30 protein-coding genes are annotated in these 19027 nt (G+C 62.0%); 23 read left to right on the forward strand and 7 right to left on the reverse strand.

Annotated elements, in window-relative coordinates:
• The 6 genes from OJJ21_RS16645 to OJJ21_RS16670 form a co-directional block, all read right to left on the reverse strand.
• Positions 1–325 (reverse strand): hypothetical protein (locus OJJ21_RS16645; RefSeq protein ID WP_297687914.1); only part of this gene is annotated, 325 nt, incomplete at its 3' end.
• A gap of 140 nt (positions 326–465) precedes the next feature.
• The gene (locus OJJ21_RS16650; RefSeq protein WP_297687916.1) at positions 466–627 is read right to left on the reverse strand and encodes a hypothetical protein; all 162 of its coding nucleotides are present in this window, start codon (positions 625–627) and stop codon (positions 466–468) included.
• 2 nt (positions 628–629) lie between these two features.
• Positions 630–809, reverse strand: coding sequence for a hypothetical protein (locus OJJ21_RS16655; protein WP_297687918.1), 180 nt, complete (start codon positions 807–809; stop codon positions 630–632).
• Entirely contained in the window at positions 806–982 is a 177-nt protein-coding gene (locus OJJ21_RS16660; RefSeq protein WP_297687920.1) for a hypothetical protein, read from the reverse strand. The genes OJJ21_RS16655 and OJJ21_RS16660 overlap by 4 nt, the downstream gene beginning before the upstream one ends.
• A 2-nt stretch (positions 983–984) precedes the next feature.
• Positions 985–1158, reverse strand: a complete 174-nt coding sequence (locus OJJ21_RS16665; RefSeq protein WP_297687922.1) for a hypothetical protein — start codon at positions 1156–1158, stop codon at positions 985–987.
• A 150-nt stretch (positions 1159–1308) separates the two neighbouring features.
• On the reverse strand, positions 1309–1536 hold the full coding sequence (locus OJJ21_RS16670; protein WP_297687924.1) for a hypothetical protein: 228 nt from the start codon (positions 1534–1536) through the stop codon (positions 1309–1311).
• A 63-nt stretch (positions 1537–1599) separates the two neighbouring features.
• Here OJJ21_RS16670 and OJJ21_RS16675 point away from each other — a divergent pair, with 63 nt between their 5' ends.
• Positions 1600–1872, forward strand: coding sequence for a hypothetical protein (locus OJJ21_RS16675; protein WP_297687925.1), 273 nt, complete (start codon positions 1600–1602; stop codon positions 1870–1872).
• A 377-nt stretch (positions 1873–2249) separates the two neighbouring features.
• Here OJJ21_RS16675 and OJJ21_RS16680 read toward each other — a convergent pair whose 3' ends face one another.
• The gene (locus tag OJJ21_RS16680) at positions 2250–2777 is read right to left on the reverse strand and encodes a hypothetical protein (protein ID WP_297687927.1); all 528 of its coding nucleotides are present in this window, start codon (positions 2775–2777) and stop codon (positions 2250–2252) included.
• Positions 2778–3010: 233 nt separating this feature from the next.
• On the opposite strand from OJJ21_RS16680, the gene OJJ21_RS24415 reads away from it, so the two are divergent.
• The 22 genes from OJJ21_RS24415 (at position 3011) to OJJ21_RS16785 (ending at position 19003) form a co-directional block, all read left to right on the forward strand.
• Positions 3011–3295, forward strand: coding sequence for an HNH endonuclease (locus tag OJJ21_RS24415; RefSeq protein WP_366093188.1), 285 nt, complete (start codon positions 3011–3013; stop codon positions 3293–3295).
• Positions 3296–3416: 121 nt separating this feature from the next.
• Positions 3417–3641, forward strand: a complete 225-nt coding sequence (locus OJJ21_RS16685) for a hypothetical protein (RefSeq protein WP_297687929.1) — start codon at positions 3417–3419, stop codon at positions 3639–3641.
• 21 nt (positions 3642–3662) lie between these two features.
• The gene (locus OJJ21_RS16690) at positions 3663–3881 is read left to right on the forward strand and encodes a hypothetical protein (protein WP_297687932.1); all 219 of its coding nucleotides are present in this window, start codon (positions 3663–3665) and stop codon (positions 3879–3881) included.
• A gap of 117 nt (positions 3882–3998) precedes the next feature.
• Entirely contained in the window at positions 3999–4826 is an 828-nt protein-coding gene (locus OJJ21_RS16695) for an ATP-binding protein (protein WP_297687934.1), read from the forward strand.
• A gap of 7 nt (positions 4827–4833) precedes the next feature.
• Positions 4834–5487: a hypothetical protein gene (locus tag OJJ21_RS16700; protein WP_297687936.1), complete on the forward strand. Its 654-nt coding sequence runs from the start codon at positions 4834–4836 to the stop codon at positions 5485–5487.
• Between the two features lie 27 nt (positions 5488–5514).
• Positions 5515–6144 (forward strand): hypothetical protein, encoded by a 630-nt coding sequence (locus OJJ21_RS16705; protein ID WP_297687938.1) that lies wholly within the window; start codon positions 5515–5517, stop codon positions 6142–6144.
• Positions 6145–6224: 80 nt separating this feature from the next.
• Entirely contained in the window at positions 6225–7025 is an 801-nt protein-coding gene (locus tag OJJ21_RS16710) for a hypothetical protein (RefSeq protein ID WP_297687940.1), read from the forward strand.
• Positions 7022–7480 carry a hypothetical protein gene (locus OJJ21_RS16715; protein ID WP_297687943.1) on the forward strand — a complete coding sequence of 153 codons (459 nt, stop codon included), beginning with the start codon at positions 7022–7024 and terminating at the stop codon, positions 7478–7480. Before OJJ21_RS16710 ends, OJJ21_RS16715 begins: the two co-directional genes overlap by 4 nt.
• The gene (locus tag OJJ21_RS16720) at positions 7480–7620 is read left to right on the forward strand and encodes a hypothetical protein (RefSeq protein WP_297687945.1); all 141 of its coding nucleotides are present in this window, start codon (positions 7480–7482) and stop codon (positions 7618–7620) included. The genes OJJ21_RS16715 and OJJ21_RS16720 overlap by 1 nt, the downstream gene beginning before the upstream one ends.
• Before the next feature lie 27 nt (positions 7621–7647).
• Positions 7648–8703 carry a DNA polymerase III subunit beta gene (gene dnaN, locus OJJ21_RS16725; RefSeq protein WP_297687947.1) on the forward strand — a complete coding sequence of 352 codons (1056 nt, stop codon included), beginning with the start codon at positions 7648–7650 and terminating at the stop codon, positions 8701–8703.
• Entirely contained in the window at positions 8703–8936 is a 234-nt protein-coding gene (locus OJJ21_RS16730; protein ID WP_297687950.1) for a hypothetical protein, read from the forward strand. The genes dnaN and OJJ21_RS16730 overlap by 1 nt, the downstream gene beginning before the upstream one ends.
• Positions 8936–9154: a hypothetical protein gene (locus OJJ21_RS16735; protein ID WP_297687951.1), complete on the forward strand. Its 219-nt coding sequence runs from the start codon at positions 8936–8938 to the stop codon at positions 9152–9154. The genes OJJ21_RS16730 and OJJ21_RS16735 overlap by 1 nt, the downstream gene beginning before the upstream one ends.
• Complete coding sequence (locus tag OJJ21_RS16740) at positions 9151–9411, forward strand: hypothetical protein (protein ID WP_297687953.1); 261 nt, start codon at positions 9151–9153, stop codon at positions 9409–9411. Before OJJ21_RS16735 ends, OJJ21_RS16740 begins: the two co-directional genes overlap by 4 nt.
• Positions 9411–9716: a hypothetical protein gene (locus tag OJJ21_RS16745; protein WP_297687955.1), complete on the forward strand. Its 306-nt coding sequence runs from the start codon at positions 9411–9413 to the stop codon at positions 9714–9716. The genes OJJ21_RS16740 and OJJ21_RS16745 overlap by 1 nt, the downstream gene beginning before the upstream one ends.
• 456 nt (positions 9717–10172) lie before the next feature.
• Positions 10173–11120, forward strand: coding sequence for an oxidoreductase (locus tag OJJ21_RS16750; protein WP_297687957.1), 948 nt, complete (start codon positions 10173–10175; stop codon positions 11118–11120).
• 30 nt (positions 11121–11150) lie between these two features.
• Positions 11151–11996: a hypothetical protein gene (locus OJJ21_RS16755; protein WP_297687959.1), complete on the forward strand. Its 846-nt coding sequence runs from the start codon at positions 11151–11153 to the stop codon at positions 11994–11996.
• 70 nt (positions 11997–12066) lie between these two features.
• Positions 12067–12606, forward strand: a complete 540-nt coding sequence (locus OJJ21_RS16760) for a sigma-70 family RNA polymerase sigma factor (RefSeq protein ID WP_297687961.1) — start codon at positions 12067–12069, stop codon at positions 12604–12606.
• Positions 12596–14335 carry a DEAD/DEAH box helicase gene (locus OJJ21_RS16765; RefSeq protein ID WP_297687963.1) on the forward strand — a complete coding sequence of 580 codons (1740 nt, stop codon included), beginning with the start codon at positions 12596–12598 and terminating at the stop codon, positions 14333–14335. Before OJJ21_RS16760 ends, OJJ21_RS16765 begins: the two co-directional genes overlap by 11 nt.
• Positions 14336–14389: 54 nt before the next feature.
• Positions 14390–15772 (forward strand): site-specific DNA-methyltransferase, encoded by a 1383-nt coding sequence (locus OJJ21_RS16770; protein ID WP_297687965.1) that lies wholly within the window; start codon positions 14390–14392, stop codon positions 15770–15772.
• Positions 15769–16158, forward strand: coding sequence for a hypothetical protein (locus OJJ21_RS16775; protein WP_297687967.1), 390 nt, complete (start codon positions 15769–15771; stop codon positions 16156–16158). The genes OJJ21_RS16770 and OJJ21_RS16775 overlap by 4 nt, the downstream gene beginning before the upstream one ends.
• Positions 16158–16694, forward strand: coding sequence for an HNH endonuclease (locus OJJ21_RS16780; protein ID WP_297687969.1), 537 nt, complete (start codon positions 16158–16160; stop codon positions 16692–16694). Before OJJ21_RS16775 ends, OJJ21_RS16780 begins: the two co-directional genes overlap by 1 nt.
• Positions 16691–19003 carry a bifunctional DNA primase/polymerase gene (locus OJJ21_RS16785; RefSeq protein WP_297687971.1) on the forward strand — a complete coding sequence of 771 codons (2313 nt, stop codon included), beginning with the start codon at positions 16691–16693 and terminating at the stop codon, positions 19001–19003. The genes OJJ21_RS16780 and OJJ21_RS16785 overlap by 4 nt, the downstream gene beginning before the upstream one ends.
• Positions 19004–19027 lie beyond the last annotated feature (24 nt).

The following is a 19027-nucleotide window of genomic DNA, read 5'->3' on the forward strand; positions in this document are numbered from 1 at the left end:
CATCGGCGTGAATGCGGGCCGCTATAACGCCAACCACCTGCTTCGCTGGCGGGCGACGCTGTGGGTACGGCGTTGGCAGGAACTGCGACAGGCTGCCCGCCGGCACGTACTCCTGCGGTGTGGTGTCGTCGGCGAGTCGCTCGGTGATGCCTACTCTGCCGAGCTTCGATGCGGTGACGCATCTGACGCGGCGTCTGGTGCCGTCGCGCGCCGTATAGGTGGCGAACAGCAGTGGGAGTGGATCGCGCTTGCCGTCCGCATAGTTGTCGTTGTGGTGGATGGCGAAGAACGGAACGAGCGGCGTGGGTGTGGCGGTGACGAGCATGGTGTGCTCCTGGGGATGGTGGTGTGGGTGATGGGTGGCGTGGCGCTACCCCAGCAACCGCTGGCAGATCAGCACCACGGCGATTGCGGTCCAACCGACGAACGGGCCGGCGAGAAGCCAGAAGCACCATGCGGGCGGGGTCATTGGAGTGCACCCTGCGCGATGCGGCGAGCCTCGGCGTGGGTGACGGCGGAAGCTACCGCCCGCAGCGCTGCCTCGTACCGTTCGGCTTTGCGCTCTACGATGCGCAGTTGCTCAGCGAGCAACCGGGCCGTCGTCATGGCCATCTCGTGCTTGCCCATGGTCAAATCTCCACCACGCGGCGCCCGCAGCGCCACTTAGCCAGCCGGTATCGGGGGTGTTGCACGGCCCATTCCTGGGCGGCTGCGAAACACTGCGCTGGCAGTTGGGCCGTGGTGGGGATCTGCTCGGTGCGGCACTGGTTGGGCGCCGTGGCAAGGCAGATTAGAAGGAGGAGGGTCATTGTGGATCCTCCATAGCGGAGGAGGGGATTGCCCACGTCTGGCCCCGCCAGCGATACTTGGCGTAGGTAAGCTCGCCATCCCATACGGTGTGTAGGTACTCGCCAAACGTTCGCGCCATCGCGAGCGTCGCTACGATCCTGGCGGTGCTCGCCAGTTTTTTCAGCGTGCGCATCGCTATCTCTCCCGCCTTCCAACCAGCGACACCCGCATGCCCGCCGCGATTGCAGCCGCAAACACTGGCGCCGCCCGTTCAATGCCGACGGGAGACAACGGCACGCCGTCGAGGATGATGGTGTAGGTCATGGCGGCCTGGGGACTGTCGTGCGGGGCCATGTCGGGGCTGGCCATGTCACTGCCCTCCCGTGGCGCGGCGGCGATGCCAGATTGCGCCGGCCGGGCTGAAATAGACCTCGTAGTCCGCCGCCATACCGGGGTAGTAATGGCCCGGAGGGAGCCCCGGCACCCACGGCCCCGCCGTATGCTTCTGCTCGGCGGACATCACGCGGCCTCCCGCATATCGGCCAGCCGAAGCTCGGCAATGCGTGTGTCACATTCCGTGGCGTTCAGCAGGTACCGTACTCGGGAAGCGCCGTGCGCGCTCTTGGCGCGCTGCCGGTTCCACTTGGCGGCGGCCGCAAGGATGTCGTCGGGCGCCGCCATAGGGGCGCGACGGTGGGCGATGTCGACGGGGGTGGCGTTACCCGCCACGGGCATGTGCGTGGCCATGGCTCAAGCCTTCCCGCTGTCGAGCTTGGAAAGGCGAGCGGCCGACATAGCGTCGGTGGGGTGGTGTTCGACGTGTTTGCGGTGCGCATCGGTAGCGGCGCGCTGGCGCCGCGGGGAGGTGGACTTTCCGGCCTTAGCCGCCTGGCGTCCGTTGGGGTGGATGGACTGGGCAGAATTGCGTCTCGCGGGCTGCATCTTGCTCTCCTCTGGCCGGCGACTCTGCCGGTGTTGAATTGGACAGTAACCGAAACAGTGACCTCGTCAACAGAAAACGTATCGAATTTGGTTACTCAATTGCTGCGCCGCATGATCGATCGCAAATTAGCGATGCGGTAACGTCAATATTTTTCTGACGTGGATAGGTGTTTGCCTGCCACCAAAATGTCGTCATATGTTTGGCCTGCCGGGGGATGCCGGCTAGGACCAAACCGTCAGGCAGTGGAATTTATTCCCAGTGCGGGGAAAATGTTCTTGTTCTGTTCCTGTAGGTGGATTAGTGTCTCGTTAACCCAGGAGGGGAGCTCAATGAAACACAGAGAAAGCAGCCAGCCGCTAACCAATTCGATACAGAACGACCCGTATGCGCAGCGCGAGCGCATGCTCAAGCTCATGGCGTTACAGGTTGTCGGACATCTTCCATCGAACCAGGCGGATGCGCACCGAGTCCTAGCTATGGCTGCAAGAGTAATCGACGGGTTTCTCGTCCCAGGCAGTCAGATGGGAACAATCTGAGTCGCTAGCATCGCCATTTTTTTAGAGATGGCCGGGGGCAGGCACTCCCAATCGCCATCGATGACGAACTCGGGCGGCACGCCGGCGGCGCGCGCGACCTGATCCGCAAGGGCTCGGCTGAATGGGCGGTAGCCCTCAGCGATCTCCGCCCACTCATCATCGGCAATCCCGGCGCGCTGCAGTACGCCATCCACTGCGCGCACAAGCACTACGGCGCGCCGGAGCATGTCGCGATTTACTGCAGCTGGCAGAGTCTGAACCAGCACGGGTGCAGCTACCCCGGTGATGGCCTCTAATGCTTGTATCTCTGCCGGCTTGAGCTGCCGTGGTTTGCCGCCCCCGTCTTCCGGGGTGTGCTTGATTTTGTTGATCGACTGCTTGGTAAGGCGCCCGCCGGGGATGCGCGCGTTCATTTCTTCGGCGAGTTGCACGTAAGACCTTTTCATATCAGCGTTCTTCCAACGCTCGATAGCGGCCTTCGCCCACCTGTTTGCAGCAAAATCATCCATAGGCCCTCGTAACCTATCCGGCTACGGTTTGCAGTAACTATGATGGATACGATTTTGGTTGACGTGGTAGCGAATCTGGTTACATTCGCGATCATCAGCCAATCACGGAGCGACTCGATGCCCGGACACTTCGACAAGTACCTAAGACTATGCCCCTCGTGCCTACCTCAACCGCCGTAGCAATGAGAGGACGCTGGTCGCTGAAACGCGACCGGCGCTTTCGTGCTTGGCAAATGGAGGAGGCGAACGTGGCACTATCCACGAAACAACGAGACAGCATAAGACGCCGATTGCGCACGCACCAGAACGGTAAGTGCTGCTATTGCGGCCAAGTCATGCGTACGGGGAAGCTGGGCTCTCCGTATGCCGAGACCATAGAACACCTGCAGCGCCGCGCTGACGGCGGGTCTGACGGCATTCACAACCTAGCTTTGGCGTGCAGATCCTGCAACGAGGGCCGCGGCACCATGAACTGGCTCGTCTATGCGACCTATAAGGCGGGCGAACTGTCTATCTGATTTTTATTTCTCCCTCCCAGTAGCGCCACACGCCCGACAAAGCCAACTACAACACGGCGCCATATCTGCGCCACTAGCAGCCGCCCGCATAGGGCACCGCCCACCCCAGCGCATAGGGGATATGATGAACAAGCCCAAGTACGACATCGGTGACGACGTAGTTGCCGTGATCAGCGGAAAAGTCACCGCCATCACCGAATATGGCAATGGCTACTACTCCTACCGCGTGACGGGCAAAGAGCCGACCGGCGACCGCTACCACAAGTTCATCGACGAACAGTTCGTGCTGCCGGCTTCTGCGCCTGACACCACGCCGTTGCCCGCGTTCGTCACCCGCGCCGCCTGACACCACCAGGACACACACCACATGACGCAGTTCAGATTCGCGCTCGGCGAACCCGTGCGCATTGCGAAGACTGGCGAGCTCGCCACGGTGCTGAAGCAGCACCGCACAGACTATGGCGACTTCTATACCGCCCGCCGCGTCGTTGACGGGGCACAGCTCGAACTTCCCGAGGAGCACCTGCGCAGCTCGGCGCCGGCTAGCAACGTCATCCCGATCCGCGCCGCCGTGGCGGTGCACTGATGCTGGAAACCATCGGCAATTTCATGTGGGCCGGCGCATTGCTCCTGGCTGCTATCGGCGTGCTCGCCGCTTGCAGTGACGGGCGCGGTCCGGACGCGATGGCGTAGGGGCGGGTAGATGGCGATATCGTTCGACAAATTGCGTCGGTCAATCGACGACACCAAGCCGCCCATCACGCTAATCTATGGCGTCGACGGCATCGGCAAGACCAGTCTTGCCGCTGAATTCCCGAACCCGGTTTATCTGCCCACCAAGGGCGAGCGCCCGCCGTCTGATGTCGATATCGACATTCCCGGCACGCTTGAAAGCTGGGCAGATGTTGAGGCCGCGTTCGGTTTCTTGCTCTCAGGCGAGCACGATTATCAGACCGTCATCATTGATAGCCTGGATGGTCTGGCCCCTTCCATCGAGCGTATGACAGCCGACCGGATCGGCGCGGCTTCGATCGACGACAACTCCAAGGGCTCGCCGGCATCCTACGGCAACGGCATGAAGGAGTCCGAAGTCGAGTGGACGGACTTCATGGATGGCTGCGACGCCTTGCGCGCTGCGGGCATGTTCGTGGTGCTTATCGCGCACCCCGAAATCAAGCGCTTCGATAGCCCGCTCACGGATCCTTACGATCGGTACCAGATCGGCATCAATAAGCGCGCTGCCCCGCTGGTGCGTTCCAAGTGCGACATCGTCGCCTTCATGAACAAGCGGGTTTCCATCAAGGAAAAGGAAATCGCCCCGAAGAAGAGCATCGCGCACGCCGAAGGTGGAAAGGAAATCCTCATCCACCTGAATGAAGGCGCAGGCTTCGTAGCGAAGAATCGCTACTCCATGCCTGACAGCGTTGTCTATCGAAAGGGCAACGGCTTCGCCGAACTGTCGAAGTATTTCCCGCAGTCAGCAAACGACACCGCGCCGACGGGCGCAGCAACCCGCCGCAAGGCAGCGTGAGGAGGAGATGATGAATTATCAAGGCAACATCAGGGCCAAGGTCGGCGAAGTTATCACGCCGATCGATTCGGCGCTCGGCTATACCGAGGGCAATAACTACGTAGTCCGTCGCGTAGCCTGTGACGGCGAGCCGTACTTTATCGATGACGACGGAAAAGAATGGGGCGCTTGGGGCAATGAATGGGCGCTCGTCCCCACCCTCTACCCCAACGACACCGTCCGCCTGAAGTCCAGCGAGCCCTTCACCACTGGTAACTATACGGCCTGCGTGGACTCGGTGCGCGACGATATCGTGCTGCTCAAGCACGGCTCGTGGCTGCCGCTGGATGCCGTAGAGAAGGTGGAGGGGCTGACCGTCGAAGTCGGCAAGACCTATGTGGCCGCAAACGGAGAGCTCGTGACGATTGTCGACGCGTTGGCAGTAGATGGCTTCATCCGCAAGGTAGGCGACGGGTTCGTTTGGAATACCAATGGCGCCTGCCGCCATGCGAGGGATGGCGACGCCAGCCCATGGCGCTTGGTGCGTGAGGCCCCGGCTGCGGGGCCCGGTGACGCCACCTCCACCGACCTGATCGTCACCCTCTCCGTCGACACATCGTCGCTCACCAACTACCTCGCCGACCAGTTCCAGCGCATTGCCGACGCACTGCGCGCAGCCTGACATCACACAGCACGGAGCACACACCACATGGCCAAGATTGGCGTGACTACTGGCGTTGACTACCAGGCGGACTTTGACGCGACCGAAAAGCAGGGTGGCTCGTTCCAGCTTCTTCCGCACATGTACGCGCTGTTGCAGGCGGAAAGCATTGATCTGAAGGAGACGCTGGATGGCAAGGGCGGCTGGCAGGCGAACATCTTTTTCGAAGTGATCGAGCCGATTGATTATGCCGGCCAGAAATTCCCGGTTTACTGGACCATCGTGCACCCGGAAGGGTTCCAGAATGGCCAGTACAAGTACGGCAAGGGCAAGTTCGACGCCTTTGGCCGGGCCATCGGCGTCGATCTGCACGCCGATACCGACACCGACGACCTCACCTTCCGCAGTTTCGCCGCTGAGGTGGACATCGAGATCGGCGGGCCGAAGAAGAACGGCGCGCCGGGAGAGAAGTACAAGGACCGCAACGCCGTTCGCAAGTTCTTCTATACGGACGACATGGCCAAGGAGCCGGTGCCGGAGTTCGGCCTGATCGAAGGCGCGACTCCCAAGCCCGCCGCGAACGACAACCGTCAGGTGGCCCGCCCCGCGCAGGCTGCTGCCACGCAGCAGCGTCCGGCGGCCACCGGCGCGAAGCCGTGGGCCAAGCGCGCCGCCTAGCCTAGTCCACTGCGCAACCTGCCGGGCGGCCACACCACATAGCCGCTCGGCAATCACCACACACACTGCAGGTTGGATAGATGAACACAAACGCCAAGGCAATAGCCGACAGGTACGTGCCACCGGACGGTGCGCCGCACCTGAGCCACGTCCCGGACTCCTGGACCCAGCCCACGGTTGGCCACAACAACCCACCCCCGTCGCCCTACGACACCATCAAGCAGGAAATCGAGGATCTATTCCTCGAGGCCAAGAATTGGGCGGACGGCGAGCCGATAGCCGACCAGAAGCAGGCCGACGCGGTGACGGAGCTGCTGGAGCTTATCGCCGACGCCATGAAGCGCGCCGACGAAGCCCGCAAGGAAGAAAAGCGCCCGCTGGACGAAGCCGTTGACGAGATCCAACGTCGATACAACGCGCTGATCGGCAAGACCACGAAGCTGACCGGCCGCGCCGTCATGGCCAAGGAAGCCCTGCAGACGCTGCTGACGCCGTGGCGCAACAAGCTGGAGGCCGAACGCCGTGCCGAGGCCGCCCGGCTGGCCAAGGAGGCTGCTGACGCCGCTGCCGAGGCACAGGCCGCCATGCAGGCCAGCCGGGGCAATCTCGAGGAGCGCGACAAGGCCGAGGAACTGTACCAGGCGGCGCAGGACATCGCCCGTGTGGCCAAGCGTGCCGACAAGGCGGCGACCACCAAAACGGGGCTGCGCAGCGTGTGGAGCGCCGTGATGGTGGACGAAGGGGCCGCCATGGACTGGGGCTACGGGCTGGCGTCGGAACGGTTCCGCGACCTGACGCAGCAGATTGCCGATGAGGCGGTGCGCAGCGGGATGCGGAAGGTGCCGGGGTTCAAGGTGACAGAGGAGCGCGTCGCCCGATGACCAAGCGCAAGTCGTATATTGCGGCAGCGGCGGCGCAGAGTGTGGCTGAGCACGCAACGAGCATGAACACCGCCGACATCCAGACCCTCATCAACGCCTTGCCGGCCCGCATGGCCGACAAGGGGCTGCGGCAGCCCGAAGTCAGCTTCCGGCTGGTCGCGAATGAGCGCCCCGTGACCGTGCTCTGTTGGCTTAAGGGGACGGAAACCTACAACTACGCCTATCAGCATTGCGGCGCCGACACCCCGCAGGACGCGCTCGACGCAGCGGTAAAGTTCATCGCCGCACTGCCGAGCGCCGAGGAAACCAAGCGCAACACGTTCCTCGCCGCTCTGGCGAAAGTCGTGGATCTCGGCAACGAGCTTGGTCAGGACGTCGGGCCGCTGGCGAGCGAGATGAAGCGGCTGTCTGAGAATGTGATTACGGACCAGCGGGACCAGAGGAGGGCCGCCTAATGGGCCGCATGCCCGACCTCACCCCACTCATTTACTTCGCCATGTTCGGCATCGCCTGCGCAGCACTTATTGCCCTGATCGGCGGCAGTTGGCTCGCCTATCACCTGTACATGGCCATGGCCATGTATCTCGGCGCCTGACCCGTCCCCAGTCCTAGGACACATCACATGAACATCACCGTGCAGCGCGCCGATTTGGCGCGCGTGCTTGGCGCCGTTACGCGCGTCGTCGAGCGCAGAAACACCATTCCGATTCTCTCCAACGTGCTGCTGGATGCCAGCGCAGACACCCTGACCGTGCGCGCCACCGATCTCGATATCGAGATCGCCGCCACCCTGCCGGCCTCCATCACCAAGCACGGCTCCATCACCGTGGACGCCGGCAAACTTGGTGATTTCGTCAAGCGCGCGGCAGGCGAGACGATCGACATCGCGCTCGCCGACGATACGCTGTCGCTCAAGGCTGGCCGCAACCGCGCCAAGCTTCCGACGCTGCCGGCCGACGACTACCCGACGCTCAACGTTGGCGAGTTCACCACTGAATTCGATCTCGATCTCGCCGAGTTCGTCGCGCCGATCGCCTATGCACAGTCGGATGAAGCTACGCGCTATTATCTCTGCGGCACGTTCCTGCACTCCACCGCCGACGGGCTGACCGCCGTGGCAACCACCGGCCACGTTCTGGCCCGCCGCACTGGGGCTGACGTCGGCGAAGTGCCTGCGTCGATCATCCCGAAGAAGGCCATCGCGGTGCTGCCGAAGGGACCGGCCACCGTGTCGCTGTCGTCGTCGAAGATCCGCGTTGCGACGGGCGACACGGTGCTGACCTCCAAGCTGATCGACGGCACCTTCCCGGACTATGGCCGAGTCATCCCGCTCGGCAACGACAAGGTGGTGCGCGTCGACAAGGTCGCCCTGAGCAAGGCCGCCGATCTCGCCATGACCATGTCGGACGGCGTGTCGAAGACCGTGCGCCTGGAAATCGCGCCCGGGGGCATTCAGGTTTCGGCGCGCGGTCCCGGTGGTGAAGCCGGCGCTGACATCGCCACCGAGTACAGCGGCGAGCCGATCACTATGGGTTTCAACGGCTCCTATCTGGTCGCCACGCTCGCCGCGTTCGCAGGCGCCGAGGTGGACATGTGCCTCGCCGATCCTATGGCGCCGGCCGTGTTTCAGGCGGGTGTGGGCCTGCTGGCAGTTTGTATGCCGATGAGGGTGGCGTGATGGGCGAGAACGCACAAGTGGACTTCATCGGCCGCGCCGTTGGACTCAATCGGTCGGAGGCAGCCCGCAACCGCGAGTCCATCCTAGACGCACTCATCATGCTCAAGACCGGGCGCGTCGACGACGGCATTGCCGCGCTCGAGGCCGAGTTCTTCCCGCACTACGCCGATGAGGCGGAGTGTCGGCGCGAATACGAGAAGGTGATGGGGCTGGAGAAGGGGAGGGTGGGGTGATGCGCGACCTTGCAGAGAAGATCGTCAACGAAAGTTACGACGGCACTGGCTACGAACTCGATCATTACACGCTGATCGACAAGATTGCCGCTGCGCTCGAAGACTCCAAAGAGCTTGGACGCCACGAAGTCCTATCCGCCATCACTTTTGTTGGCCCTGACGGCGGCGTCTATAACGCAAAACTAGACTTTGTCGACCTCCGCGAGTTTCTGTCATGAACCTTCAGCGCTACCGCGTCCGCTCCATTACATGGGAGCAGGACGAACGGGCCGCCGTCCCTGTCGCCGGGCTTGATGCCGAAGACGCCGTGCTCGAATGGTGCGGCCATCAGGACGGCCTTGGCAGTTTCACCGAGGGCTATCCGAAGGGTGACGAGATCGAGGTGATGCACCCGTGTGGGCTGCGGACCCGGCACGTCGTCCATACCGATTTCACGCCGTCGTTCCATGTCTATGACAAGGCGGAGACCGCGTGATGCTCGGCGAAAAGTACTGGGGCAGCACCGTCAAGGAACTCGTCAAGTCGCGCGCCGACCTGAGCCGGTGGGCCTCGGCCAATGAGGCGTCAGCCATCACCTTCGAACGCATGGGCGCCCCTGTCGAGGCCACCATGATGCGCAATGCCGCTATCGAGCAAAACAGGGAATGGGTGCGTGTGGATGAAATGATCCAGGCCCTGCGAAAGTCTAATCCGCATTGCGAGGACTGCCCGCCTGCCGGCTACGCGACAGACGTTACGCGGTGCGATGAATGCCCACGCTTCGGCTTCGGAGGAGAGTGATGTCCGAAAAACCTATGCAGTTTTCTGACACATGGCGACTCATCCAGGTCGTATGTCTCGTCGGCGCGAGCAACCAGAGACCCTACCGCCTCATCGAAACTTACACCACCAGCGAAGGGCCACGCACCCGCGTCTGCTCCGGCGCATATCGAACTTTCGATGAGGCAGACCATAGGCGGATCGAACTGGAGTCAGGCTCATGCACCACGAATCCATGACCGTACCCGGTCAGTGCCCACGCTGCAGCGAACAGTGCGAGCAGGACAGTGTCGACGTGGGAGTCGGCGTCATCTATGGCCCGTGGGGCTGCACGTCGTGCGCATGGTCCGAGAATGAAGCCTATGACGGCGCGTTCGGCGGGGGTGTGCAGGAAGACGGTTCGTATCTGGATCCGATGGGCGGCCTATATCCGGCGGCGAGTCCTATTGCTCAGTTCATTCGGGCTGGCGGCTAGCCGTGGTCGTAATCCCCAAAGCCCAGCCCAGCACCGTCACTGCCATCTACCGCGCATATGAGGAGCGGGCAGAGAAGCGTGACGGGCGGTCCATATCGGTAAGCACGCTCGCGGAGGAATGCCAACGCAAGCTTTGGTACGACTTCCGCTGGTGCTCGCCGCAGGAGGAGGTACCGGGCCGAACGCTGCGCATCTTCGAGACCGGCGTCCGGGAGGAGGAGCGTTGGATAGAAAACCTGCGCATGATCGGGTGTGAGGTTTGGGACCGCGACGAGAACGGCAATCAGATAAAGGTGGAGGCATGCGGCGGACATGTGCGCGGCTACCTCGACTCGGAAATCCTTGGTCTGCCCGAGGCGCCGAAGACGATCCACGTCGGCGAAATCAAGTCGCACAACGCTAAGTCGTTCGCCGGGGTAAAGAAGGACGGTGTGCGCAAGGCCAAGGAACTGCATTTCGGGCAGTTGCAGACCTACATGTATCTGCGCGGCCTGGATCGTGGAATCTATCTCGCGGTCTGTAAGGATACTGACGAATTATATGCGGAGAGGCTGCACCTGGACGTCGACTACGTGTTGCGCCTTCTCGCCAAAGCACAGAGAATTATCGACAGCCACGACACGCCTCCACCAATCAGCGACAAGCCTGATTTTTTCAAGTGCCAGTGGTGCCGTCATAAGCCGGTTTGCAAAGAGAACACTCAGCCGCGCGTCAACTGCCGGACGTGTCTGTTTTCCGCGCCCGAGATTGGCGGCAGTTGGTCCTGCGCACGTCATGCGAAACCGCTGTCAATAACCGAACAAGAAGAAGCCTGCCCGTGCCATCTCTGGCTCCCGACGCTGATCGATGGAGAACAGGTAGATGCAGATGATGAGGCCGGCACCGTGACTTATCGCATGGCCGACGGCACGCTCTGGATAGATGGCGCGCATGAACAAGAGGCCGCCTAGGCGGTACCACACCACAGAGGAGCACCACCCATGGCCTATGAAGCCGAACGCAGACAGATCATGTCTGCCCTGCCCCTGCATTTCGACCATGCCTATGTTGCCGGCGGCGCTGTCACCAGCGTGTTCACCGGCGCCAAGATCAACGACGTCGACCTGTACTTCAAGTCGCGGCAGGCGTTCGAGCTTGGAGTATACCAGGCATATGAAGACGGCCTGTGGTGCGTGGCCGCCAGCAAGCGGGCGGTGACGTTTGCCGACCAGTCGAACAACATCGCCCAACTCATGCACTTCGACTTCTTCTCGACCGCGGAAGACATTTTCGCGGCGTTCGATTTCACGGTGGTGATGGGCGCGCTGGATCTGGGTGACGTGCCGCAACCCGCGTACCGTGGCCCGCTGATTATCAGCCCGGACAGTACGCACCCAGACTCCGGCTTCGTCCTTCACGACGACTTCCTTAAGCACAACAGCCAGCGCTTCCTGCGCTTCAACCCTGGCACCCGCTATCCGCTCGCCTCGGCCTGTCGTGTGCTGAAGTACCAGCAGCGCGGATACACCATCGGCAAGGGCGATATGATGAAGATCGCGCTCGCCGTGCGCGGGGTGAAGATCGAAACGTGGGATGACCTGAAAGACCAGATCGGCGGCGCCTACGGCGATAAGGTTGTGCTCGGCACAGAGGGCACGCCGTTTAACCTGGCGGCCGCGATCGATGCCCTGACGGTCGACGATGCCAAGGATGAGCCATGGCGGCAGCCGGCGAACGACAACATGCCCGGGACCGCGGAGGGCCTTCTGCGGCATATCGCGGGGCTGAAGGGCGAGCAGTTCGTGCCGCCGGCGCTCGATGCCGATGGCTGGCCGGTTGCGGCCTAACCCACACTACCAGGCGGGCCGTACACCACACGGCCCGCCTTCTGCCATATCACCACGAGGACACACCACCATGCGCAAACACACACATGCCAACGACAACCAGCCGCGCCCCGCCGCGTTCGATGCGATGCTGGTCGAATATCGCGCCGGCCTATCGCATCTGGCACATAAGCTAGGGTATTCCGGCGAGGCCAGATCCGACCTTGTAACTGATACGATCGTTTATTGCCTACGCAATTGGCGAAACTACCGGCCGGGCCAGAGCGCCTGGTCATATCTCTATTGGACGATGCGCAGTGTAGCATCGAACAAGAAAGATCTGTTGAAGCACCGCGTCGTGCTGGTCGAGGACCCGGACGACAGGCTTGCCAGCAGCATGTCGTGCCAGCCGAACCAGATAGACTATGTCGAACTGTCTCAGGTGGTCGGGAAGATCGACGGCATGGGTGGTGAGATCATTCTGCGCCGGGTCATCAACGGTGAGATATTCGAGGATATCTCCAAGGAGGTCGGACTAAGTCGCGCACGTGTTCAGCAGATCGAAGCTGCTGAACGCCGCCGTCTTGCTGTGGCGTGCGGGCGTGGTGACGCGGTGCGCCATGCCGCTTGAGCTTAGGCCATATCAAGCAGATGCCGTACAGGCGGTCTTTGACTACTGGCAGGACAAACCAGGTAACCCGCTAGTCGATCTCGCGACTGGATGCGGCAAGAGCCTTGTCATGGCCGAGCTCATACAGCGCCTATTGACCGGCTGGCCCGATCTTCGTGTGTTGGTGGTCACCCACGTCGCAGAGCTAATCGAACAGAATTACCTCGAGCTCCTCGGCGCATGGCCATTTGCGCCTGCCGGCATATTCTCAGCGGGGCTCGGCCGGCGCGACGCTCATTCGCGTATCTTATTCGCTGGAATCCAGACGGTCTGGAACAAGGCCGATCGCATCGGCCACGCCGACGTGTTGATGGTCGATGAATGCCACCTCATCCCGGCCAAATCAGAGACGATGTACGGTAAATTCATCTCTGATCTGTGGAATATCAACCCAGACCTAAAAATAGTTGGACTTACAGCAACCCCATTCCGCCTCGATAGCGGGAGACTTGTAGGGGATGGGACGTTATTCGATGATGCCGTCTATGAATACGGCATAGGGGACGGCATCGCTGACGGCTGGCTGGCCCCACTCTCCAGCAAGGGCACTGACACCGGCTTTGACCTCACCGGAGTGGGACGAGTCGGCGGGGACTACAAGCAGAACGCGCTGCAGGCTGCCGTGGACAAGGAGGCGGTTACTGCCGCAGCAGTTCAGGAGATCGTCGCCAAAGGCCACAATCGTCGCTCCTGGCTCTGCTTCTGCTCCGGCGTCGAGCACGCCATCCATGTCCGTGACGAGATCCGCAGGCACGGAATCAGTTGCGAGACGGTGACGGGCGAGACTCCGAAGGAGGAGCGCCGGCGCATCATCGAGGACTTCAAGAGCTACCGCCTGCGTGCCGTCACAAACAACTCGGTCTTGACTACCGGCTTCAATCACAAGGGTGTCGACCTCATCGCGGCCCTTCGCCCGACGCTGTCCGCGTCACTTTACCTGCAGATGATGGGGCGCGGCACAAGGCCAATCTATGCTCCCGGCATGCCGCAAGGAGACGTTGACGAACGACGTGCCGCCATCGCTGCTGGTCCGAAACCGGACTGCCTGGTTCTCGACTTTGCCGGGCTAGTGCGCAAGCACGGGCCGGTTGACATGGTCAAACCGAAAGAGCCAGGCAAGGGACAGGGTGAGGCGCCTGTCCGCCTGTGCCCGCAGTGCGAGGAACTGGTCCACATCTCGGTCATGACCTGCCCGTGTTGCGGGCACGAGTTCCCCCCGAGTGAAGAGGTGAAATTCACCGCTCAAGCCGACATCGCCCCGATACTCAGCACTGCCGCCCCAGTCTGGCATGCCGTCACCGCCCGCACCTTCCGTCGCCATGAGAAGCCTGGCGGGCTGCCCTCTGTGCGGTGCGACTATATGCTGGGAATGACGGCGGAGAAGGAGTGGCTGTGCCCGGAACATACAGGCTACCCCAAAGCAAAGGCCGACCGCTATTGGGCTAAGCACGGGGGCCAGCGGCCGTTCCCAAAGACAGTCGACGAGTGGATTGACCGCGTGGACGAGTTGTTCATCACGCGCGAGATCAGCCTAAAGCCGCGCCCCGGCACCAAGTACACCGACGTTAAGGATTGGCTCCCCGGCGCCGCGAACGACAACTATCCGGCCATGGGTAAGCCGCTGCAGCGTAAGCGGGTGATGAATGCGCCGACGTGGTCGGGTGATTTGGACGATTCCATACCTTTTTAGGCCGCGCCATACGCGAAGCCGCATAACCCGGAAATATACTCATAGGGGTATAGAATGAACCCAACCGTCATCATCGGCGACGCGCGCCTGTATCATGCGGATTGCCGCGATGTGCTGCGCAGCCTGCCGGACAACTCCGTTGATAGTTGCGTCTGCGACCCTCCCTATGCGCTGGTGTCGATCGTCAAGCGGTTCGCCAATAGCCCGCGCAGTGAGGCGACGGAAAACACCGAAAACCCATATGGCCGTACTGGGCGCGGGTTCATGGGCCAGAAGTGGGACAACGGTGAAACTGCCTTCGCCACCGAGTTCTGGGCTGAAGTCCTGCGGGTGCTCAAGCCGGGGGGGCACGTCGTCGCGTTCTCGGGCACGCGCACCTATCACCGCATGGCTGTCGCGATCGAGGATGCTGGTTTTGAGATCAGGGACCGCATCAGGTTCGAACAGTCATTCGACACCAAATATGGCCCGCTACTCGACAGCATGAATGATGAGCAGCGCGGGGCGCTCCTGGAGTTGCTGAACGACTATTGCGACGGCGGCTCGGAACTGGCGTGGGAATACGGGTCGGGGTTTCCGAAGAGTCACAATCAACCTGGTGGATATGGAACAGCGCTGAAACCGGCATACGAGCCTATCTGCCTCGCCCGCAAGCCGCTCATCAGCACCGTGGCCGCCAATCTGGCGCTGCACGGCACTGGGGCGATCAATATTGATGGGTGCCGGGTTGAGGGTGAGTTCGTCAGCGGCTGGTCTAAGTCCGGCAGCAAGGAGTCCGAAAATGGTTCGATGAGCGGAAAGAACTACGCTCGACCGGCTAAGCCAGACTCATCATCAGGCCGCTGGCCCGCCAACATCGTCCACGACGGCAGCGATGAGGTTGTGGCGGCGTTTCCCGACAGCAAGTCCGGGGTTGAGACTGCCGCCCGTGGCACGGGCGGCATATGGTCGGGTGTTAGCAACGCGCCGTGCGGCCCTCAATATGGAGACTCAGGCTCCGCCGCCCGCTTTTTCTATGCCGCCAAGGCCAGCCGCGCCGACCGTGAGCAGGGGTTGGATGGGTTCACGAAAGGCGTAACAAGCGACGGCCGGGCCGTCGCTGCTGACAACGCATATCAGCGCGGCGCTACCGAACGCGCCAACACCCACCCAACCGTCAAGCCCACCAGCCTCATGCAGTGGCTGTGCCGGCTGGTCACTCCTCCCGGCGGTGTTGTGCTGGATCCGTTCATGGGCTCGGGCAGCACCGGTAAGGCTGCGCTCTTAGAGGGCTTCCGGTTCATCGGCTGCGAGCGCGAGGACGAGTACATGCCGATCGCCGAGGCACGCATTCGCTGGGCTCTCGACGAGATGGCGCCGAAGCCTGCCGCCGACAACGACAACAGCCCGCAACTCTCGCTCTTTGGTGCGGCTCCAGCGCAAGCAGGTGCGGCATGACCCAACCCCCCTCCACACACCCCGACCCCACCCGCCGCCTCGGCAACTACCTGGTCTGCGCCGTCTGCGCCCGACCCGGCACCGGTCACGGATGGGCGCCGCCACCTACGTGGGGCAGCCAGCCGCCCATAGCGTGGCTGTGTGACGACCCGGCCTGCGTTCAAATTGCAAAGGACACCTACAGCATGCGTCAGGAACAGTTCGCCCGGGTGGATAGCCTGGCTTCGGGGCAGGGCGGTGAGGCGGCCGGGGCGTATCTCGATGAGATCGGGAAGTCCGACATGGCCGAGCTTGCCGAGGAAGAGTGGTTCGAGTTCTGCCGTCGGATGATCGCGGGGTATCGGGTGGCGTTGACTACGAGTCTCGCGAACGAAAGTCCGTTCTGATGGGTGGCAAACGCAAGCTGATGCCGCAAGGGCTTCGATTCAATGTGCTTCGCCGAGACGAGTTTCGTTGCACCTATTGTGGCAGGGAGTCGCCAGAGGTGGTTCTGCACGTCGACCACGTCAAAGCCGCCGCTCTCGGCGGGACCGATGATATGGGCAATCTGACCACGTCATGTTCAGAGTGCAACCAAGGAAAAGGTGTGAAGGATGTAGATGTGTCACCGCGTGAACGTGGTTCTCTGGATGGCCTGATTGGCATGTATGGGCACAGCTTGGACGCCGATGGCAAAATCCACTGGCAGTTCAAGGTAATTAGATCAGTAGGTAATGACGCATATGCAGTTCAGCTTTTTTCATGGATATGCGGCGCGCCCACAGATGTGAAGATCATCGATACCGAAGTCCTCAGATCTTCGACATGCAGGCTTTATGGGACGCGGCAGGCATGGATGGCCGCCGCTGATTTAGCCACTGACTGGGTCGAGCGTCGCGCCCATCTCCCCGATCTTCTGCCTATTGCCAGGAGCGCAGCATGACTCCCCACGAACTTGCAATCTCATATGCCGAAATGGGTTGGCCGTGCTTCCCATGCAGATCAGCGCCGGAAGAGGTGACGGACACATCCACCGGAGAGGTTATCCTGGCAAAAGAGAAAACGCCAAATACTCCAAACGGCTTTAAGGGGGCTACAACTAGCCGACGTATTCTGGATATTTGGTTCCTAGAGCGCTACCCGTGCGCCATGGTCGGTATTCCGACAGGGGAAAAGATCGGCGCGTGGGTCCTCGACGTAGATGTCGATCCTGATAAGGGAATTGACGGCTATAAGACGCTCGCGGCTCTTGAGGCCGAGCACGCCCCCCTGCCGGACACGCGCCGGGTGCGGACACCACGCGGAGGCACCCACCACTACTTCAAATACACCGGGCCGGTGAGGAACCGCGGCGCCCTCGGTGCTGGCCTGGATATTCGTGGAAATGGCGGATTCTGTATTTCGGCTGGATCCGTCATGGCCGACGGCCGGTCCTACGAGTGGATCAACCCCGACGCGCCCATCCTGGACGCGCCGCAGTGGCTGCTCGACATCGTGGTGCGCAAGCCAGCACCCGCAGTGGCTGCCCAGCCTCATGTCGGCCCCTATGCCAACGATGCCTATGTCGAGGCGGCGATCGACCGCATTCTGTCCGAACTCTCGTCAGAGCCGCCTGGCAACCGCAATAATGCCCTGAACGATGCGGCCTTCGCTGTCGGCACGTTCGTCGGTGCTGGAGCCATTCAGGAATCCAGCGCTCGCGGCTGGCTGGAGGATATCGCCCGGCAGTGGCCTAACTTCCCGAAGTCCAATGGCACCATCAGCAATGGCCTAAAGGCTGGCATTCTGCAGCCCCGCAGCATACCGGAACCCCGCGCCGCTCGTGATGAGGGCACGCCGGAACTCGACGCCGCGCTGATCGTGCAGAACACGCTTGCGAAGATCCGCGAACGCAACCTGGCGACCATCGCCGAGGAGCGTGCCATCGACACGCCCCGCCCCCCCGCCAAGCTCGACATCGAGCCGCTGGAGGCATTCACACGCCCCGGCGGACTCATCGAAGACATGGTGGATTGGATCGTATCGTCATCGGAATCCCCGTGCCGTCCTTTGGCACTGGCGGGCGTGCTGCCGCTGCTCGCGGCCCTGATGGGTTCGCGCTACAGCACCGGAACGCGCGACACGCGGCCCAACATCTACACCGTGGCGCTCGCCGGTTCCGGGTTCGGCAAGGATCACGCCCGCAGCCAGATCAAGCGCTTGTTTATGCCGGAGGTGTCACACGATGTATTCGCCCTGTACGGCGGGCCGGCGCGCATCATGTCGGCCTCGGCGCTGCGTGAGTCCCTGGAAAAACATAACTCCATCATCTGTCAGATTGATGAGTTCGGTGGCTTCATCCGCAACATCACCGATCGACGGGCGGGATCGCATCAGCAGGCTATTTCAGCCGACCTACGCGACTACTACAGTGCCAGCGCCACCTATTTCGAGGGGGCGGCATACCGAGGGGCGCCGGCCAAGAAGATCTACAACCCAGTGCTGTGCCTGCATGGCACGTCCACGCCGGAGCAATTCTGGTCCGCGCTGTCCTCCGCCTCGGCAGAGGACGGCCTATTGCCGCGCTTTCTGCTGTTTCATGTCACGGACAAGCCAAAACCGGCAGCGCCCGCCCGTGAGGTGGTGGACGTTCCGACGTTCATCCTCGAGCGCATGGCGTTGCTGGCCGGCATAGACGTGGCCAGCAAGCGGGGCTTGGGGCGCGTCATGGCAGACGCTGGACAGGTGCCGCACAAGGTCATCCGCATTCCCTGGGATGACGCAGCCACGGCAGCATTCGAGCGCTTGCGGCTGCAGCTTGAGGAGGCGGAGAACACCGTCTCTGCCGAGGTACAGCCCTTCGTGCGCCGCGTTGCAGAGAACACGGTCAAGCTGGCCATGATAGCGGCTGCGGGCACTAATCCCGGCCAGCCGTGCATAACGGGGCGCATGATGGATTGGGCCGGGCGGCTCGCGTGGACATGTGCGTCCACGATGATATCGCAGGGCGAGCAGTACCTGTCAGACACCTTGCGCGAGGCTAACTACAAGCGCATCGGGGCTATTGTAAAAAGAGCAGGCAAGGCGGGCATCCCCCGCGGCAAACTAATCCAGTCCTTGCGCGGCGTGGATACACGGCAGCGAGAAGAAATAATCAAGGACATGGTGGAGGCGGGCACGCTCCTTGAGGAAGTCAAAATGCCAGGTCCGAAGGGCGGGCGGCCCACCAAAATGCTGTTTTGGGTCGACGAGATAATGGACCGGGCCGCATAAAAGCCCCCCGGTTCCCGCGCATCT

The organism is Ferrovibrio sp. (assembly GCF_025869515.1).
Lineage (GTDB): Bacteria > Pseudomonadota > Alphaproteobacteria > Ferrovibrionales > Ferrovibrionaceae > Ferrovibrio.

What these genes read in the sequence shown, in the direction of transcription:
- OJJ21_RS16655 (WP_297687918.1), bottom strand. Translation starts at nt 809, where the DNA reads ATGACCCTCCTCCTTCTAATCTGCCTTGCCACGGCGCCCAACCAGTGC.
- OJJ21_RS16755 (WP_297687959.1), top strand. Translation starts at nt 11,151, where the DNA reads ATGGCCTATGAAGCCGAACGCAGACAGATCATGTCTGCCCTGCCCCTG.
- OJJ21_RS16765 (WP_297687963.1), top strand. Translation starts at nt 12,596, where the DNA reads ATGCCGCTTGAGCTTAGGCCATATCAAGCAGATGCCGTACAGGCGGTC.
- OJJ21_RS16670 (WP_297687924.1), bottom strand. Translation starts at nt 1,536, where the DNA reads ATGGCCACGCACATGCCCGTGGCGGGTAACGCCACCCCCGTCGACATC.
- OJJ21_RS16705 (WP_297687938.1), top strand. Translation starts at nt 5,515, where the DNA reads ATGGCCAAGATTGGCGTGACTACTGGCGTTGACTACCAGGCGGACTTT.
- OJJ21_RS16680 (WP_297687927.1), bottom strand. Translation starts at nt 2,777, where the DNA reads ATGGATGATTTTGCTGCAAACAGGTGGGCGAAGGCCGCTATCGAGCGT.
- OJJ21_RS16650 (WP_297687916.1), bottom strand. Translation starts at nt 627, where the DNA reads ATGGGCAAGCACGAGATGGCCATGACGACGGCCCGGTTGCTCGCTGAG.
- OJJ21_RS16720 (WP_297687945.1), top strand. Translation starts at nt 7,480, where the DNA reads ATGGGCCGCATGCCCGACCTCACCCCACTCATTTACTTCGCCATGTTC.
- OJJ21_RS16695 (WP_297687934.1), top strand. Translation starts at nt 3,999, where the DNA reads ATGGCGATATCGTTCGACAAATTGCGTCGGTCAATCGACGACACCAAG.
- OJJ21_RS16770 (WP_297687965.1), top strand. Translation starts at nt 14,390, where the DNA reads ATGAACCCAACCGTCATCATCGGCGACGCGCGCCTGTATCATGCGGAT.
- OJJ21_RS16760 (WP_297687961.1), top strand. Translation starts at nt 12,067, where the DNA reads ATGCGCAAACACACACATGCCAACGACAACCAGCCGCGCCCCGCCGCG.
- OJJ21_RS16700 (WP_297687936.1), top strand. Translation starts at nt 4,834, where the DNA reads ATGATGAATTATCAAGGCAACATCAGGGCCAAGGTCGGCGAAGTTATC.
- OJJ21_RS24415 (WP_366093188.1), top strand. Translation starts at nt 3,011, where the DNA reads ATGGAGGAGGCGAACGTGGCACTATCCACGAAACAACGAGACAGCATA.
- OJJ21_RS16735 (WP_297687951.1), top strand. Translation starts at nt 8,936, where the DNA reads ATGCGCGACCTTGCAGAGAAGATCGTCAACGAAAGTTACGACGGCACT.
- OJJ21_RS16660 (WP_297687920.1), bottom strand. Translation starts at nt 982, where the DNA reads ATGCGCACGCTGAAAAAACTGGCGAGCACCGCCAGGATCGTAGCGACG.
- OJJ21_RS16780 (WP_297687969.1), top strand. Translation starts at nt 16,158, where the DNA reads ATGGGTGGCAAACGCAAGCTGATGCCGCAAGGGCTTCGATTCAATGTG.
- OJJ21_RS16715 (WP_297687943.1), top strand. Translation starts at nt 7,022, where the DNA reads ATGACCAAGCGCAAGTCGTATATTGCGGCAGCGGCGGCGCAGAGTGTG.
- OJJ21_RS16785 (WP_297687971.1), top strand. Translation starts at nt 16,691, where the DNA reads ATGACTCCCCACGAACTTGCAATCTCATATGCCGAAATGGGTTGGCCG.
- OJJ21_RS16665 (WP_297687922.1), bottom strand. Translation starts at nt 1,158, where the DNA reads ATGGCCAGCCCCGACATGGCCCCGCACGACAGTCCCCAGGCCGCCATG.
- OJJ21_RS16690 (WP_297687932.1), top strand. Translation starts at nt 3,663, where the DNA reads ATGACGCAGTTCAGATTCGCGCTCGGCGAACCCGTGCGCATTGCGAAG.
- OJJ21_RS16710 (WP_297687940.1), top strand. Translation starts at nt 6,225, where the DNA reads ATGAACACAAACGCCAAGGCAATAGCCGACAGGTACGTGCCACCGGAC.
- OJJ21_RS16740 (WP_297687953.1), top strand. Translation starts at nt 9,151, where the DNA reads ATGAACCTTCAGCGCTACCGCGTCCGCTCCATTACATGGGAGCAGGAC.
- OJJ21_RS16775 (WP_297687967.1), top strand. Translation starts at nt 15,769, where the DNA reads ATGACCCAACCCCCCTCCACACACCCCGACCCCACCCGCCGCCTCGGC.
- dnaN (WP_297687947.1), top strand. Translation starts at nt 7,648, where the DNA reads ATGAACATCACCGTGCAGCGCGCCGATTTGGCGCGCGTGCTTGGCGCC.
- OJJ21_RS16730 (WP_297687950.1), top strand. Translation starts at nt 8,703, where the DNA reads ATGGGCGAGAACGCACAAGTGGACTTCATCGGCCGCGCCGTTGGACTC.
- OJJ21_RS16685 (WP_297687929.1), top strand. Translation starts at nt 3,417, where the DNA reads ATGATGAACAAGCCCAAGTACGACATCGGTGACGACGTAGTTGCCGTG.
- OJJ21_RS16745 (WP_297687955.1), top strand. Translation starts at nt 9,411, where the DNA reads ATGCTCGGCGAAAAGTACTGGGGCAGCACCGTCAAGGAACTCGTCAAG.